12 protein-coding genes are annotated in these 14,856 nt (G+C 56.3%); 4 read left to right on the plus strand and 8 right to left on the minus strand.

Features of this window, described 5'->3' with window-relative positions; translation table 11 throughout:
- Positions 1-34: 34 nt before the first annotated feature.
- From B7H23_RS14600 to B7H23_RS14630, 8 genes are all read right to left on the minus strand, one after another.
- Entirely contained in the window at positions 35-499 is a 465-nt protein-coding gene (locus B7H23_RS14600) for a FecR family protein (protein WP_094078162.1), read from the minus strand.
- Positions 500-694: 195 nt separating this feature from the next.
- Positions 695-1,984 (minus strand): O-antigen ligase family protein, encoded by a 1,290-nt coding sequence (locus tag B7H23_RS14605; RefSeq protein WP_158215846.1) that lies wholly within the window; start codon positions 1,982-1,984, stop codon positions 695-697.
- A gap of 38 nt (positions 1,985-2,022) precedes the next feature.
- Positions 2,023-3,234 carry a tetratricopeptide repeat protein gene (locus B7H23_RS15970; RefSeq protein ID WP_143534783.1) on the minus strand — a complete coding sequence of 404 codons (1,212 nt, stop codon included), beginning with the start codon at positions 3,232-3,234 and terminating at the stop codon, positions 2,023-2,025.
- Entirely contained in the window at positions 3,164-5,530 is a 2,367-nt protein-coding gene (locus tag B7H23_RS14610; RefSeq protein WP_094078164.1) for a GumC family protein, read from the minus strand. Before B7H23_RS14610 ends, B7H23_RS15970 begins: the two co-directional genes overlap by 71 nt.
- A 295-nt stretch (positions 5,531-5,825) precedes the next feature.
- On the minus strand, positions 5,826-7,712 hold the full coding sequence (locus tag B7H23_RS14615; protein WP_094078165.1) for a polysaccharide biosynthesis protein: 1,887 nt from the start codon (positions 7,710-7,712) through the stop codon (positions 5,826-5,828).
- Positions 7,696-8,922, minus strand: a complete 1,227-nt coding sequence (locus B7H23_RS14620; RefSeq protein ID WP_240535130.1) for a DegT/DnrJ/EryC1/StrS family aminotransferase — start codon at positions 8,920-8,922, stop codon at positions 7,696-7,698. Before B7H23_RS14620 ends, B7H23_RS14615 begins: the two co-directional genes overlap by 17 nt.
- Positions 8,919-9,554 carry an acetyltransferase gene (locus tag B7H23_RS14625; protein ID WP_094078167.1) on the minus strand — a complete coding sequence of 212 codons (636 nt, stop codon included), beginning with the start codon at positions 9,552-9,554 and terminating at the stop codon, positions 8,919-8,921. Before B7H23_RS14625 ends, B7H23_RS14620 begins: the two co-directional genes overlap by 4 nt.
- Complete coding sequence (locus B7H23_RS14630; RefSeq protein WP_094078168.1) at positions 9,551-10,141, minus strand: sugar transferase; 591 nt, start codon at positions 10,139-10,141, stop codon at positions 9,551-9,553. Before B7H23_RS14630 ends, B7H23_RS14625 begins: the two co-directional genes overlap by 4 nt.
- A 215-nt stretch (positions 10,142-10,356) precedes the next feature.
- Here B7H23_RS14630 and B7H23_RS14635 point away from each other — a divergent pair, with 215 nt between their 5' ends.
- The 4 genes from B7H23_RS14635 to B7H23_RS14650 all read left to right on the plus strand — a co-directional run bounded on the left by B7H23_RS14635 (position 10,357) and on the right by B7H23_RS14650 (position 14,855).
- Positions 10,357-10,953: an acyltransferase gene (locus tag B7H23_RS14635; protein ID WP_094078427.1), complete on the plus strand. Its 597-nt coding sequence runs from the start codon at positions 10,357-10,359 to the stop codon at positions 10,951-10,953.
- A gap of 150 nt (positions 10,954-11,103) precedes the next feature.
- Positions 11,104-12,402 carry a lipopolysaccharide biosynthesis protein gene (locus tag B7H23_RS14640; RefSeq protein WP_158215847.1) on the plus strand — a complete coding sequence of 433 codons (1,299 nt, stop codon included), beginning with the start codon at positions 11,104-11,106 and terminating at the stop codon, positions 12,400-12,402.
- Between the two features lie 15 nt (positions 12,403-12,417).
- Positions 12,418-13,533 carry a D-glucuronyl C5-epimerase family protein gene (locus B7H23_RS14645; RefSeq protein WP_094078170.1) on the plus strand — a complete coding sequence of 372 codons (1,116 nt, stop codon included), beginning with the start codon at positions 12,418-12,420 and terminating at the stop codon, positions 13,531-13,533.
- The gene (locus tag B7H23_RS14650; RefSeq protein WP_094078171.1) at positions 13,530-14,855 is read left to right on the plus strand and encodes a hypothetical protein; all 1,326 of its coding nucleotides are present in this window, start codon (positions 13,530-13,532) and stop codon (positions 14,853-14,855) included. Before B7H23_RS14645 ends, B7H23_RS14650 begins: the two co-directional genes overlap by 4 nt.
- Position 14,856 lies beyond the last annotated feature (1 nt).

The following is a 14,856-nucleotide window of genomic DNA, read 5'->3' on the forward strand; positions in this document are numbered from 1 at the left end:
CCGATTTTCAAACAAAACCAAGATTGAAATTCAATCAATCGCTGGCGTCGTCATCGTCGTCCAGAGCGGAAGATGCCGCTGCAGCGATACCCGCTACGATGATACCGCCGCCAATGGCCAAGATTGGCCCGGCGGAACGAAGCGTCTGACCGTAGGCCGCATCCCGGCCTACCTGCGGAACATCGAGAACGGATGTCGAAGCGAGGCATATGCCACCTGAGTTCGCCGGCATTGCGCTGACGTCAGTGTTCGAAGGGACCGAAAGTTCGCAGTTGGCGCCCGATAGCTGGGCTGCACCCTTGTCGCCGGTCGAAAGACGCGAACCTGCGGCCAAGATCGCGCCGGGACGGACGCTGACCAAGCCGTCCTGGCCCGTCATGTGAACATCGCCCTGAACGGACGAAACCGTAACGCCGCCCGACGCCACGCAAGAGCAGTCCTCGGCCATGGCGCTGACGGGCATAGCGGCGAGTGCAACGCCTAGAAAAAGATACTTCATGAGCAGTTCCCCTGTTGGGCCGGAATGTAGTCCTACCAAACGCATATCTCCAGCGATCTGGCAAGGCACTTTACGGAACGGCTAATTTATTTACGTCGAATACTCTACCAGCGTTGCCCGCTGATCACACTGCCATCGGACCTTTGTTCGGAATGTGACGCAAAATGGTGAAAATTCCCTTACCGACCGACATATTCAATTTGCGTTTGATCTCCGAGAAAACCCCATCTCCCGTTGATACACCTTATGTTCCCCAGTCGAGGTATGGCGCCGTTTGTGGCGGTGCTTTGCGGTCGCAGAGATCGCCGGCGCAAAGTGACGTTGTTCCGCCAGGGTGAACAGGAACGTGGCCAGAACGGAAATAGCGAATGTGCGAAGAGGATAATCCACCAGAGAGTGCAGCAGAATCATCATGAAACCGATCAGGGCAGGCAGATTGTCCCGATGGCTTTTCATAAATAGGCGTACAAAATAGATCAGGAACACGGCTATCAAAAGACCGGTAAACAATCCGCCCTCAAGAAGGAGTTCCAGATACTCGTTGTGGGCATGGTTGACCTGCGCCGGATAGATAGTCGGCTCGTAGACTTTATAGACATTGAGAAAGCTGCCGAAGCCTGTCCCAAAGGGCAAATTGGCAAGAGCGGCAGCGAGGGTGGTCTGAAACGCTTCATCGCGAATGGGATCCAGGCCGATACTCTCGGACCTGTAACGTTGCGTTATGCCAAAATAAGCCAAACCGGCCAATGCCGCAGTGATGCCGAGACCCAAGCGCAGCGAGCGCTGCCGGAAAAAAATCATGGCGGCACCAAGGACGGCGACAGCCATACCAGCAAAAGCCGCTGCTTGCGACGCCGTCGCAAACAGAGCCGTCAAGGCCAAAAAGCAGTAAATTATCGCGAAGAGTAACAGGCCGCGCCGGAGCAAAAAGAAAATCGCCAGAACCATCGTGGAGAAGATCAATGTTCCAAAGTGATTCCGGTTCGAAAAGCCGGCAGCTTTCGCTTCATACCCAAAAAGATCGATACTGGAATTCGTCACCACGGCGAATGTCATCAAGGCCAGCGTCATATTAAGAAAGACGCCAGCCAATACGAACGGAACAAGGGCACGCAACTCGTCACCGTCAAGGCTTGCAAGAGCAGCCGTAAAAATGGTCAGCGTCCCGACCCAAAGAAAGCTGTCGAATGTCCGGCCCGGAGCAAGCGAAATCGGTAGCCAATCACGATTGGCCAAGCCGAATTGCGCACCTTCTACGATCGCATCTGCCCGTCCAAACTCAACAAGCCCGGCTGGAAGCGGTATGAGTTGGGTCAAACAAAGCAAAGTGGCGGCCACTCCCAACCATAAAGCCGGGGAACGGGTGAAGTCGCGTGAGGGCTTGACCAGGACCGCGAGGCTAACTGCGACGATGAACGCCTGAAGCAGAGAGTCGATCAGAAGATGGCTATCTGTTCCGCCTCCCAGCAGGAGTGCGGCGAGCATGGCTATACCCAAGAGAAGCTTTCGTTTCCCGGGAAGCGTCAATTCTGCAACCGTGTCAGTTCGACCGTTCTCAACTCCACGACACCAGTATAGCGGTCGCGAAAGCTGCCTCTCACACCAGTTCCAACCAAATTGATAAACCCATATCGACATGCAGCAGTTGAATTGTCGACGGATACCTGCAGGCGCTGCCAGCTATAACTTCCTGAAGGGACCTCGATCGAAGCGAGTTGCGAACGTTTGGGTTCCAGGCAGCTTAGACGTAATTCGAGGGGCTTGCGAGCGGCAAAGGCGCTGGATCGTATTTCTGTCGAGAAATCCAAGGCGCCCGGCGGAATAGCAACATATTGAGAGAGGCCAACCGCGTTAACCGGCCTATCGCGAAATGTTATCTGTACACGTGTTTCCTCGCCCGCCAGCCGCTGTACGGTGGCTCCGCTTGTGCTTTTTAGCCGCCAATCCCAAGGAGACAGCAGGGGCTCGTATGCAAAATCCGCATTGAAGACATAGCTTACCGGTCGGCTCTCCGGCACTTGCTGAAGGAAGTGTCTAAAGCCTAGGGCAAATCTTCCCTGTTTGATGAACTGATAGGCGATAGCGCGATCAATTTGACCGTAGCGCTCGTCAGCTTCAATCTCCCGTGCGCTCAAGATATCGTAAACGATTTCATAGCCATTGTCCTGGTCGGCCAACGCACGTATGGCCGGAAGCGCCCAACCGGCCTCTTCCTGGAGAATGCGAGCGAAAGCGGTCCTTCCCTTCTTTGTCTCGACCACTACCCTCAGTAGTTCCACCATAGTAACTGCGTTCGAAGGATTGCGACGAAGCGCGCGCGACAGCACATCTATCGCACCGTCGACATCTCCGCTGACAACGTGGTGGCGCGCGACAATATTCGCAGCGAAATGATCCGTTGAATCGAGTTTCAAAGCGGACGACGCCAACTCTACGCCGCGTTCCGGCCGATTGTCGTAGAGATAGGCCACTGCAGCAGCTGACGGGAATCGGCTTTCGATTGGATTGCCTACCGCCGCAGCCATGGACGTATCGAGGACAGTCCGGCGCGCAGTCTGGTCATCCGCAATTTTTGCGATCTTACTTTTCAGAATGGCCAGGGCGGCCTTTTCATTCCATGGGTCGATAAGAACCGCCTGAACGGGAGCCGAGTTGGCCAGTGCGTCACTCAGTGCGTTCCAGACGATCCCGCAAAGCATTACCAGCCCGGCGAAACCGATCAAATATCGAACCATGTGCGTCATCCGTTTGGGAGGATTTCGACTGCCCAGCCGTCGATGAATCACTCGACATGGCCAATTGTTCAGCGCCGTCCGTTCCGCCGTAATGGTAGTAATCGTAGGACATATAGCGGTATCCGGAGTAACCGTCGGTAACGCCGGCATCGAACTTGTTGAAGATCGCGCCTGCCAGTTGTCCATTGACACGTCGAATTCGTTCAGCGGCATGAACGGCCGATTTTCGAGCAACCTGATTTTGCGATACGACCATGATCGTACCTTCGGCCAGCCGCGAGATGACGGGTGCGTCCGACAATCCGATCACCGGTGGACAATCGAAAATAATCAGATCGAAACGATCGTTCAAAGCGGCGACCAGCTTGGCCATGCGCGAAGAGACCAGAAGGTCGACCGGATTGGGAGGAATCGTACCTGCTGTCATTAGCCGCAGGCCTTGATACTTCGTCTCGCGAAACACCTTTGCCGCACTCTTGGCGTCGAGCGTACCAGTCAAAAGATTGGATAGACCAATAGTGTTGTCCGTTCCGAACAAACGATGCTGATTGGGCCGGCGCATATCGCAGTCGACCAGCAAGGTCCGCACGCCGAGCGCGGCGAAATCGCGCGCCAGCTTCTGCGCAACGGTCGATTTTCCTTCCGACGGTTCTGTCGACGTAATCGCCAAAGTCCGCGGCGTGCCGTTCGATCCTGAGAACGACAGCGCCGTGCGCAAGGACCGGAACGCTTCCGATACAGCCGATGTAGGCGATTCCAGATCACCAATGGCCTGATTGTCTGACTTGAAGTACGGGATCACGCCAAGAATCGGAATGTTCAATTCGGTTTCAACTTGGTCGGGTGTCATGAACTTGTTGTTCATGAGTTCAATCAAAAAGATCGTTCCTGCCGCTGCAACCAGAGCCAGCAACATAGTCACCAGAATACTCAAGGAACGGCGCGGCGCGTAAGGTACGATCGGGGCAACAGCGGCTTCGATAATTTCTGCCTTGCGGCTCTGCAGATTGGAGCCGATGCCGACCTCATTGAGTTTGCCGATCAGGCTTTCGTATTGCGATCTGTAAGAATCGACCTCACGTTTGAGGATCGTGTACTGAACCTTTTTATCCTGAAACTCACGCTGTTCATCTTCCAGTTCGTTGAGCTTCGCCTTCAGATCGGCTTCGCGCGTCAGAGCAGCCTGGTACTGCGCGCGAACCGACTGTCCGACACCGTCGATAGCCGCGTCGAGCTGGCGTTCCATTTCGCCGATTTGAGCGGCCAGATTCTGCATGACCGGAAACGCCGGCTTGAAGGTCGCAAGTTTCTCCCGATATTCACCCTTGAGATTGGCGATCTTCTCGCGGAGGTTGTTCAGCGCATCACTTTCGATGACCTCCGGCAAAGAACCGCCCTTTCCGGCATCGATCTGTTCAACCTTCTGGCTGTATTTCAGGCGCTCCTGAATTGCTTCGGACAGCGATTCGTTGAGCGTCCCGATACTCTTCGCGACGAGCGAGTCATCGTCACCCGTAACGGTAATATTCTGCTCCTTGGCATAGCCTAGAAGAGCCTTTTCCGAATTTTCCAGCTTGGACTTCACGTCACCAACCTGCTCGGTAATGAAGTTCCGCGCCAGATCGGAGGTTTCAGAACCGATATCGATCCCCTGATCGATAAAGGCTCTCGCCGTCGCGTTGGCTATCGTCGCCGCAATCTGCGAATCGGGAAAACGAACATTGATGTCGATGATGCTGGTGTCGCGCTTCGAACTCGGTTCGATGCTCTCACTGAACTTTTCGACCGCTAGCGCCTCGCGTTCGTCGGCAGATAATGAGGATAAGTCGGTTCCTCCGACGCCAAAAGCACGCTGAAACACATTGGAGATGCCAAGCCCGCTGTCCAGTTTCAAAAAGCGATCGTTCTGGGCCAGGTTCAGTTGCGTGACGACGCGCTGAGCTATGCTACGGCTCTTGATCCGTTCAATAGCGGTAAGAATGGCGCGCAGGTCGCTGGAGCTGGACACCATTTCGATATCCTGCAGAACCTTGGCGGTCGGAGTGGTAAGCTCAAGGCGCGCAGTCGCCTGATACATTTTCGGAGCGATAACCGAATAGGCCAAGCCCAGCAGCAGACCCACCAGCAGAAATATGCCGATCAGCCAACGCCACCGAATCGCGTAGCCAAACAAGGCAAGAAGATCGATGTTCTTCTCGTCCTCTGCATCGAACATGCCCGTCGAAAAGCCATAGCCGGCATCCGTCTGCAGATGAGCGAGTGAACCCTCCGAACCGCCCGTGTATTTCTGAAGCATTCCCACTCTCCAGACAAGCCGTCAGGCCTTTTGCCTGCGATCCTGTTCGTATCACTGCGACGACATGCGATCGGACGCCAGCGTCCTGACCTAAATGGTTTTGGCGCTATCGGTAGAGCAACGCCATCCTGCCGCAAGCCCCGTTTCCCACCGTGATGCTGCGATAACACGAAATACAGACATTATCACTACAAGAATGTGGTGCCAGTTGGATCAGTATTACGATCGGCCTGTTAGTAAGGTCGTCGTGATTTCGAACCTTTTGCTTTTCACATACCCCCTCACAAAATCGTCGCTATGCAATCTGAGGCTGCGTCGTCTCTGATGTGGGCGGGCGAGATGGCCGATATCCATCGACATACTCGCCCAGCAGTCGAATCACCGCTGCCTCATCGCAGGCGTCGATCATGCCGGCCAACCTTTCAAGCAGATCGTCCGGCGGCGTCGGCGCTCCTTCCTGCGCGCGCAGGATCTTGGAATGGGGCGTTGGCAGGCTGTCGTTGCCAATCAACAGTTCCTCGTAGAGCTTTTCACCCGGTCGCAGTCCCGTGATCTGGATCGCAATGTCACCGTCCGGGGTGTCTTCATCCCTGACAGTCATTCCGGACAGCTCGATCATGCGGCGGGCCAGGTCGACGATACGCACCGGCTCGCCCATATCGAGCAGAAACACTTCGGCGCCTTCTGCAAACGCGCCCGCCAGCATCACAAGGCGGGCGGCTTCGGGGATGGACATGAAATAGCGCGTCACGTTCGGATCGGTCACAGTCACCGGACCGCCGGCCTCGATCTGCTCCCGGAACAGCGGAATGACCGAGCCGGAAGAGCCGATGACATTGCCGAAGCGAACCGTGGCGTAGGTCGTCGCCGGAAACCGGTCGTGATACATCTGGACGGCGATCTCGGCCATTCTCTTCGTTGCCCCCATGACATTGGTGGGCCGGACCGCCTTGTCGGTGGAAACCAGCACGAAGCGCTCGATGCCAAGCTCACCTGCCGCCCGCGCCGCGCAGGCCGTGCCGAGAATATTGTTCTTGGCGCCCTCCAGCACATTGTCCTCCACCATCGGCACATGCTTGTAGGCAGCGGCATGAAAGACATTCGAGACGCTATGTCGGCCGATCACTTGTCGCAGGCGGTCGACATCCTGGACCGAGCCGAGACAGCTCACCAGTTCAATGCCGCGTTCATCGGCAATCGGCTGCAACTCTTTGGTGATGGTATAGAGCGCGAATTCAGCAACCTCGAAAAGGACCAGACGGCTCGGCGAGACCTGCATGATGCGCCGGCACAGTTCCGAACCGATGGAGCCGCCGGCGCCCGTCACCATGATGGTCGCGTCACGATAGGCTTCAGAAATGGTCTCGGAGGTCAAATCGACATGAGGTCTGTTGAGCAGATCGTCGGTCTCCACCGGGCGTATGGCTGTCATCACGCCGCCTGCCCGGATCAGATCCACATAGGATGGCAGTTCCAGAACGTCGACATCGAACTCGCTGATCGTGTGAAGCAGACGTCGCCGTGCGGGCGTCGAAAGAGAGGGAATCGCAAGAAAAACCGATTCGAAGCGCCCGGACGCCGCCAGCGAGCCCAGCGAATCCGGGCCGAAGACCCGCAGGCCCATGATTGTCGCGTTACGCAGACCGGGCTTGTCGTCCACGAAGAGAACCGGACGGTACTCGGTCGACCGGCGAAGCGCAGACGCCAGCTGAACGCCGCCCGCCCCCGCGCCGTAAATTGCAACCGGTTTGCGGTCGGATCCGCCATGACGGCTCCGGTCCAAAACCGCGCGCAGAATAAGCCTTGTCGCCAGGGCGCCGACGAAAAGCAGAAGGGTGAAGATAAGCGGCACGGTGCGCGGTGCGCCGAGCCAGAACAACACGTTCGCAAAGAAGACGGTCACGCCAATGCCGACGGCCCATATGGCCGTCCGCAGCACCGCATTGCTGCCGAAGGTTGAAAGCTGGACCCTGTGGAGCCGTAGTGCGACCCCAAGCAGAATGGAAAGTCCCGTTGCCAGCAAGATCGCGTTTATGCTGTTCAGCACCCAGAATCGGGGTGTGAAGTCGTTGAGCCGCAGCATCATGGCGGCAATCCAGCAAAACGGCACCAGCAAGATATCCACGGCCAGCAGAAGCACGGCCTTCTGGCGTCGTGTCAGTCTGTCAGCATACCGATGCATTATGCAGCCGCTCCGGGCTCAAATCAAAGGAAGGAACTGTCAGACCCGGATGGACAAGAAAGGTCAGGCTTGTTTCACCCATCCGTTTCGCTGTCGGCAGCCGTTCCGCCGGGCGGCAGCCATATCCATCGAACGCCTTTTCGAGATAGATTTCGGAGCAGCTTCCCTGCATGCAGGCGACGCCTTGCTCCTGCAAATGGCGGAGAATCCCGTCCCGATCGGCTCGATCTCCGGGCAGTCGTTCCGGTACGACAAAAGCGGTAAATCGGTACCATGCGTGACGGAATGAGTAATTCTGCATAGCCACCGCCTCATCGGACAGAAACGGGGGTGGAAGCTGTAGAAACCCGTCCGGACCGCTATAAGGCGACAGCGCATCGTAAAGGCGGTCGGCATTTTTGCTGCGATCGGCATTCCACTGCTCCATCCGCCGAAGCTGAATACGGCCTATCGCCGCTTGCATCTCGATCATCCGGCCATTCATGCCGATGGATTCGTGCAGCCAACGAAATCCGGGCGGATGGTCGCGTTCATAAACCGCCTCATAACTCTTGCCATGGTCCTTGAACGCCCACATGCGACGCCATAAAGCCTCGTCATCGCACGTGACCATGCCGCCTTCACCACCGGTGGTCATGATCTTGTCCTGGCAGAAGGACCAGGCCGCGACATCGCCGAGGCCGCCAACCGGGCGTCCCTTGTAGAGCGCACCATGCGCCTGCGCGCAGTCCTCAATCAGGAAGACTTCATCGCCAACCATCTGTCGAATGGCGTCCATATCGCAGGGCAGTCCGGCAAGGTGAACGCAGATGACGGCGCGCGTCCTTGGGGTCATCGCCGCCGCGATCGTATCCGGCTCCAGATTACCGCTCACAGCGCCGACATCGGCGAAGACCGGTTTCGCGCCAGCCTGGATCACGCATGAGGCCGATGCGATGAAACTGCGGGGCGTAACGATCACCTCATCGTCGGCATCGCCGCCATTGGCCGTGCCGATGCGAAGGCCATGAAGCGCAAGTTCCAAAGCGACCGTTCCGTTCGCGACTGCGATAGCGTGATCGGTGGCGGCGAATGCGGCAAATTCGTCCTCGAACCGGCGGCATTCCTCTCCGGTCCAGTAATTGACCTTGTTGGACAGCAGAACGCGGCTGACCGCCTCCGCCTCCTCTTCGGTAAAGTTCGGCCAGGGGGCCATTGCAGACCCCGTCACGAGTTAGATCCGATTCGCTTGGACGGTGCCGCTGGCACACCCATAACGGTGGTTCGGTCCGCAACATCGTTCACGACTGTCGCACCCGCTGCGACCATCACGTCCGCCCCGATATTTATGCCCTGCCGCACATTGGCCCCCATACCTATCCAGCTTCGTTCGCCCACTGATACCGTGCCGGCAAGGTGCGCTCCCGGCGATAGGTGGACGGCATTATCGAGCCGGCAATCATGGTCGACCGTCGCGCCCGTGTTCACGATGCCGGCAGCGCCAATCGCAGCAAATGCTTGCAAGATGGCCCCCGCCATAATCACCGTTCCCGCTTCGATTGAAGAATGCGCCGAGATAACGGCAGAAGGATGGACAATCCTGGGTAGAGACACCCCGGCAGACGCCAGTTCCTTGAAGAGCCGCAGCCGTGTTCCGTTGTCTCCGACGCTGACAAAGAGATCGCACTGAGCGGCCATTTCACGCCATTTGACCAAGGGACCGACAATGGGCCAAACGCCATTGGTATCACGGCTCCCAAAGCCATCGTCGAGAAAGACGACATCGCGCCATCCGGCCATGACGGCCGCGTCGGCAACAACCCGCCCATGACCGCCTGCCCCGAGTAAAACAAGCGTCTTCATCGTTCGCCACGGAACGGCGGCATGGTTGCCTCGCCCGCCGCGGAAACACCCGAACGGCCCATGACCGTCAGAACGGTCCGAAACAGGATTTTCAGATCCAGCCAGCATGTGCGGTTTTCGACATACCACACATCCATTTCAAACTTTTCCGGCCAGGATAAGGCGTTGCGTCCGTTGATCTGCGCCCAGCCCGTCAGCCCCGGCCGAACCGCGTGGCGCTTGCTCTGCCGTTCCGAATAGAGCGGCAGATACTGCACCAGAAGAGGTCGCGGTCCGACCAGACTCATATCGCCCTTCAGCACGTTCCAGAGTTCCGGCAATTCATCGAGCGAGGTGGACCGCAGCCAGCGGCCGAAGGGCGTCAGCCGTTGGGCGTCCGGAAGAAGCCGACCGTCGACATCGCGTTCATCGGTCATGGTCCTGAACTTCACCATTTCGAAGATCCGCCCATTCATGCCCGGTCTTTCCTGTCGGAACAGAACCGGCCGGCCCAAACGAAACGCCACCATGAGCGCCAGAACGGCCATCGGCGGACCAAGCATCGCAAGCGCGATCGATGATACCAGAATGTCCAGCAGGCGTTTCATACAGCCGTCTCACCGATCCGGACCAGTTTCGCTCACTCCTTTGACATGTCGAATCACGCTTCGGCAAATCGAGCTTGCATCCGGCTTCTATAGGCCGGATCAGGCGCTTGGAAAAGCGAACAGGAATTTCCTCCTCCCAGGCAGGGGTGGACGAGGCTTTCCGACGCGTTCAGAATCGTCGCAAGAACGCTCAGACCGGATTGGATCTCAAGCATATGAACTATTTCAAGCACGAGAGTGCGATCGTCGATGATGGCGCGGTTCTGGGGGAAGGCTGCCGCGTCTGGCACTTCGTTCATATTTGCGGCGGCGCGCGAATCGGCGCGCAGTGCTCCCTCGGTCAGGGCGTCTTCGTCGGCAACGATGTGCGGATCGGCGACGGGGTGAAGATCCAGAACCATGTCAGCGTGTATGACGCGGTGACACTGGAGGACGACGTCTTCTGCGGTCCGTCCATGGTGTTCACCAATGTCTACAATCCCCGTGCGGCGGTCGAACGGAAGACCGAATATCGACGCACAATCGTGCGCAAACAGGTGACACTTGGCGCCAATTGCACGATCGTATGTGGCGTCGAGATCGGCCAGGGCGCTTTCATTGCGGCGGGGGCCGTCGTCAATCGCGATGTCAGAGACTGGGCCTTGGTCGCCGGCGTGCCGGGTCGCCAGATCGGCTGGATGAGCGCCCATGGCGAGCGTCTGGATCTGCCTCTGGAAGGCGATGCCGAAGCGCAATGTCCTGCGACCGGCGACCGCTATGTCCTGCGCGGTTGCGATGTGCGTCGCGAACCCTACGGTTCGCAGCCTAACTGACCAATTGTTGAGCAGCGACAATCAGACATAACAGTCACATCTGTGCTACTCCTTGCCCGAAGAAGATCGCTGCGGCCAAACTGGTGGCAATCGGCAATTGAATCGTCACTCGCAACAATATGAGATGAACCGCCGATGCTACGGCCGAGCATGACACGCCTGAGGGCCGCGACCACGCATTTGGTGCGGCACCCACTGCTTCGCGACGTCACGAAGCTGATGTCTGGTACCGCCATCGCGCAAGCGATCGGCCTCTTGGCCTCCCCTCTTCTGACCCGCCTTTTCTCCCCGAACGATTTCGGCATCTTCTCCATCATGATCGCGATGATGACGATCATTGGCGTCTGGGCCACGCTGCGTCTCGACATGATGATCCCGCCGGCGCGCATTGCCGATGCCAGCGCCTTCGTTCGCTTAATGAATCTGCTCTCAATGCTATTGGCGCTCTGTTCGGCCGGCATCGTCTTCATGTTCGGGCCGGCCATTGCCCGCCTGATAAAACTGCCGCCGGAAACCGATGCCGTTCTGTGGCTGCTGCCAATCCTGCTGGTCGCCAATGCCGCTTTCATGGCCATGCGGGCGCTCTCCGTTCGCGAGGGCCGTTTCTCGCGTGTCGGCGTGTCCGCAATCATTCGCGTCGGGGGCATGACCCTCTTCTGGCTGGCCATCGGCGCAGCCCTTTCGCCGGATGATAGATATGCCGTGATGCCCATCGGTCACGCATTGGGCCTATTGGCAGCCGCCGCCTATCTCGCGTCGAGCCTGCCAGCGCGCAGCCTGAATCTCCTTCGGTTCGTCCGGCCGCAGTCGATCGGGCGGGCTCTGAAGGGGCAGATACCCATGGTGGCGGCCGTTGCCGTCGGCCAGACCTTCTCCGTTATCGCCCAGCGCCTACCGATCTTTGTCATCGCGGTGGCCTATGGCCCTGTTTACGCTGGCTTTTATGCGCTTGCCGAACGGATCGTCCTGGCGCCATCCGTGCTCGTGGCGAACGCCATGGGCGATGTGTACAGACAGCGCGCCTCGAAAATGATGCGCGAGGGTCACAGCTTCGCACCGCTTTTGCGTCGCATGGCATTCGCTACGTTCGGACTATCGGCCGCCGGCTTTGTCCTCCTCGGCCTCATTGTCGTCCCGAACATGGGTTTAGTTTTCGGAATTGAATGGTTGGGTGCAGCATTCACTGTGGCCATCCTGATCGTGAATGCCGCCGTCGGGTTCGCAACGACGCCGTTCGATTGCACATCGGTCATCGTTGGCGCACGGCGATATGTCGTTGGCTGGCAGACCGCGCGAGTGGCTGGTGTGGTCGCCTGTTCCGCTGCGGCACTCTATGGGGGATTGTCCTATGAAGTCTTTCTCATCGCCCTCGTTTGCGTTCGGACACTTCTGTATCTCGTCGATTTTATCGCAGTGAATGTGTTTGCCCGCGTTGCTAACAAGCCATAGGGTAACAACCTCGCTATGCTGATCAGCTTACTGCAACGCGTCATGCCATTTCGCCGACGATTAGCTTGGTCCGCAATATTGGGAATGTTCGTTGGTGCAATTCTTGTCAACAGCTTCGCCTACGAGCTGGAGCAGTTCAACTCCGTCTCTCGTGTTTTTCTGAGAAACGGAACAACAAGTCTCCGTTCCTTCAACACTGAGGGCCTACCGGTTTCACAAGACCCACGACAGCAACGGGAATTCATTTCACCCTTTTACGTCGTTCACTACGGCCTGATTCATTCGAAAACATGCCCCCAGTTCGGTGAGGCATCGAGTTATCACTGGAAGAACGATAGCACGGAGAAATATTGGAACGCCCCTCCCAAAACTTTGTCTTCCGATATATTTCGAATCTCAGCAGATTGGGTTGTCAACAACATTGCCCGAGATGATAACGGCAATGCACATCTGTTCTACGAGTTCGATTGGCCTTACGCCAACCTCAACGGAGCCCCCTTGACTGCTCCGTGGTGGTCGGGCCTTACCGATGCAGTGGCAATTTTGCTAATGCTTCGTGCTCACGACTGCCTCGGCGGCGATAAATATCTCGACTCCGCTAGAGACCTTTATGATTCTGTCGTCACTCCGTTCGCCGATGGTGGAAGTCTTACCAGATTGAATGGCCTGCCCTGGGTCGAGGAGTATGCCGACGATCACATTGCCGAAAACGATCTCTCAAGGGTGCTCAACGGCATGGTCTATGCCTATCACGGCATTCGAGCCCTCGAAGAGCGAGAGCAAGTCGCGCGTTACGCCCCGTCATTTCGAGCTGCCATCTACAAGAACGCCGACTTGTTCTCGAAGGGATACTGGTCCTACTACGACAACATCGGCAACGCATCGAACATCAAGTACCATGCCATCAATCTCGCCCTGCTGAAAGACCCAAGAATTGCCGAGGAGGCAAGCATGCAGGTTGAAAAAAAATGGGCAATCGGTCATCGATTTCCAATTGTCTTCTACCTGCTAGAGGGCCCCCTTTCTGTTGCGAAAATACATTTCGCACTCATATCCGTTCTTATCATATCACTCTGCGGACTTGTTGCTTCAGTTGGCTTCCACGTCCTCCAACGCAAAAAATCACGATGAAGCGCCTGGCATTTGTCGCACTTTCAATAATAATGATATCGTTCCTCAATTATACGATTGGCGCGATATGTGATCGATTTTATTTCGTCGAAGGATTTCAATGTCTTGAACCCCAAATATTCGATATCGTATTTTTGTCTTTAATTGTCATAGTTCCATCTTTTTTTCTACCCACAGACGACGGCGGCGAAACAATGGTGCTCTGGTATGTTTATTTTTTTCATATCATGAGCGCTGTCTCGGGAATACTATATCTTAGCCAAATTAATTCAGATTATTATATATTTACTTTATTCTTTGTTGTCACATTTACGATCGGATCGCGCATAATTGCCAATTTGCAATCCAGATTTGTTGTCGTGAATCTCGACATCAAGACCGTTGAGTATGGCGCGGTTGCGGTGTCTGCTTTGGCATTGGCCACTCTACTGACAGTCTTTTCAATAACTTTTATACTCCCCAGCATTACAGACGTCTATGGCGTTCGTAGTGAATACAAGGCAGCAATCGAGACTACATCTGTAAGGATTCTCTCCTATCTTCCGATATGGTCAGGTTATGTTTTTGCTGTGGTGTGTATTTTTTTGGCCACGATATCTTATTTTCGGGGCCGTACGGTGTTGGCCCTCGGAATTTTTGCTCTGGCTGCAACGCATTCACTGGCCGTTTTTTCGCTAGCAGCGTATAAAAGCGTGGCTTTCATTTTTTTGATTGTCCTGGTGCTCCTCTTTGTTCTGAGTAGAAGCAAATCCCCACTTCTTACATTTCTGTGCGGGTTGCTCGGAGTTGGCATTTTTGCGCTTCTTATCGCGGCGGCAGGATTTAACGACGACGGTTACTATCACTGGGTTCGTCGTTCGATGATCGCGCCGGGTATGAATGTTGCATACCATTTGGAATTGTTCGGGCTCTGGAACAGTCAGAGCTACCCGGACGCACCGCGGCTCGTCAGTGAGACTTTCTATGGCACGAGCGGGAGCGCCAACACCGGCATGTTGGGCGCAGGAATTGGGCGGGGCGGCCTGCTGGGCGTGGCCATGCAGATGCTTGTGTTCTTTGTGTTTCTCGCTGTCCTGAAGATCGCGACAAGAAATGTCCCGCCCGCGTTTTCGATGGCGCTCTGCCTGCCGACCGCATATGCCTTCACCAACAGCTCGGCAACGACGACTCTTGTGACCTATGGCGCAGCTTTTATTGCCATCTTCCTGTTTCTTTGGGGCTCCGCCCTCGCTACGAGATCAAGAACGCTCCTTCTTCGATCCGGAACCGGATCTGATCGCTATTTCGGAAACTGGATACAGACGAGAGTGCCGGGCCGCTGAA

Origin of the sequence: Notoacmeibacter marinus (genome assembly GCF_002238045.1) — a bacterium.
Taxonomy (GTDB): Bacteria; Pseudomonadota; Alphaproteobacteria; order Rhizobiales; family Rhizobiaceae; genus Notoacmeibacter; species Notoacmeibacter marinus.

Excerpts from the sequence above, each read along its gene's own strand:
- B7H23_RS14600 (WP_094078162.1), bottom strand. The coding sequence starts at position 499 with ATGAAGTATCTTTTTCTAGGCGTTGCACTCGCCGCTATGCCCGTCAGC.
- B7H23_RS14605 (WP_158215846.1), bottom strand. The coding sequence starts at position 1,984 with ATGCTCGCCGCACTCCTGCTGGGAGGCGGAACAGATAGCCATCTTCTG.
- B7H23_RS15970 (WP_143534783.1), bottom strand. The coding sequence starts at position 3,234 with ATGGTTCGATATTTGATCGGTTTCGCCGGGCTGGTAATGCTTTGCGGG.
- B7H23_RS14610 (WP_094078164.1), bottom strand. The coding sequence starts at position 5,530 with ATGCTTCAGAAATACACGGGCGGTTCGGAGGGTTCACTCGCTCATCTG.
- B7H23_RS14615 (WP_094078165.1), bottom strand. The coding sequence starts at position 7,712 with ATGCATCGGTATGCTGACAGACTGACACGACGCCAGAAGGCCGTGCTT.
- B7H23_RS14625 (WP_094078167.1), bottom strand. The coding sequence starts at position 9,554 with ATGAAGACGCTTGTTTTACTCGGGGCAGGCGGTCATGGGCGGGTTGTT.
- B7H23_RS14630 (WP_094078168.1), bottom strand. The coding sequence starts at position 10,141 with ATGAAACGCCTGCTGGACATTCTGGTATCATCGATCGCGCTTGCGATG.
- B7H23_RS14635 (WP_094078427.1), top strand. The coding sequence starts at position 10,357 with ATGAACTATTTCAAGCACGAGAGTGCGATCGTCGATGATGGCGCGGTT.
- B7H23_RS14640 (WP_158215847.1), top strand. The coding sequence starts at position 11,104 with ATGACACGCCTGAGGGCCGCGACCACGCATTTGGTGCGGCACCCACTG.
- B7H23_RS14645 (WP_094078170.1), top strand. The coding sequence starts at position 12,418 with ATGCTGATCAGCTTACTGCAACGCGTCATGCCATTTCGCCGACGATTA.
- B7H23_RS14650 (WP_094078171.1), top strand. The coding sequence starts at position 13,530 with ATGAAGCGCCTGGCATTTGTCGCACTTTCAATAATAATGATATCGTTC.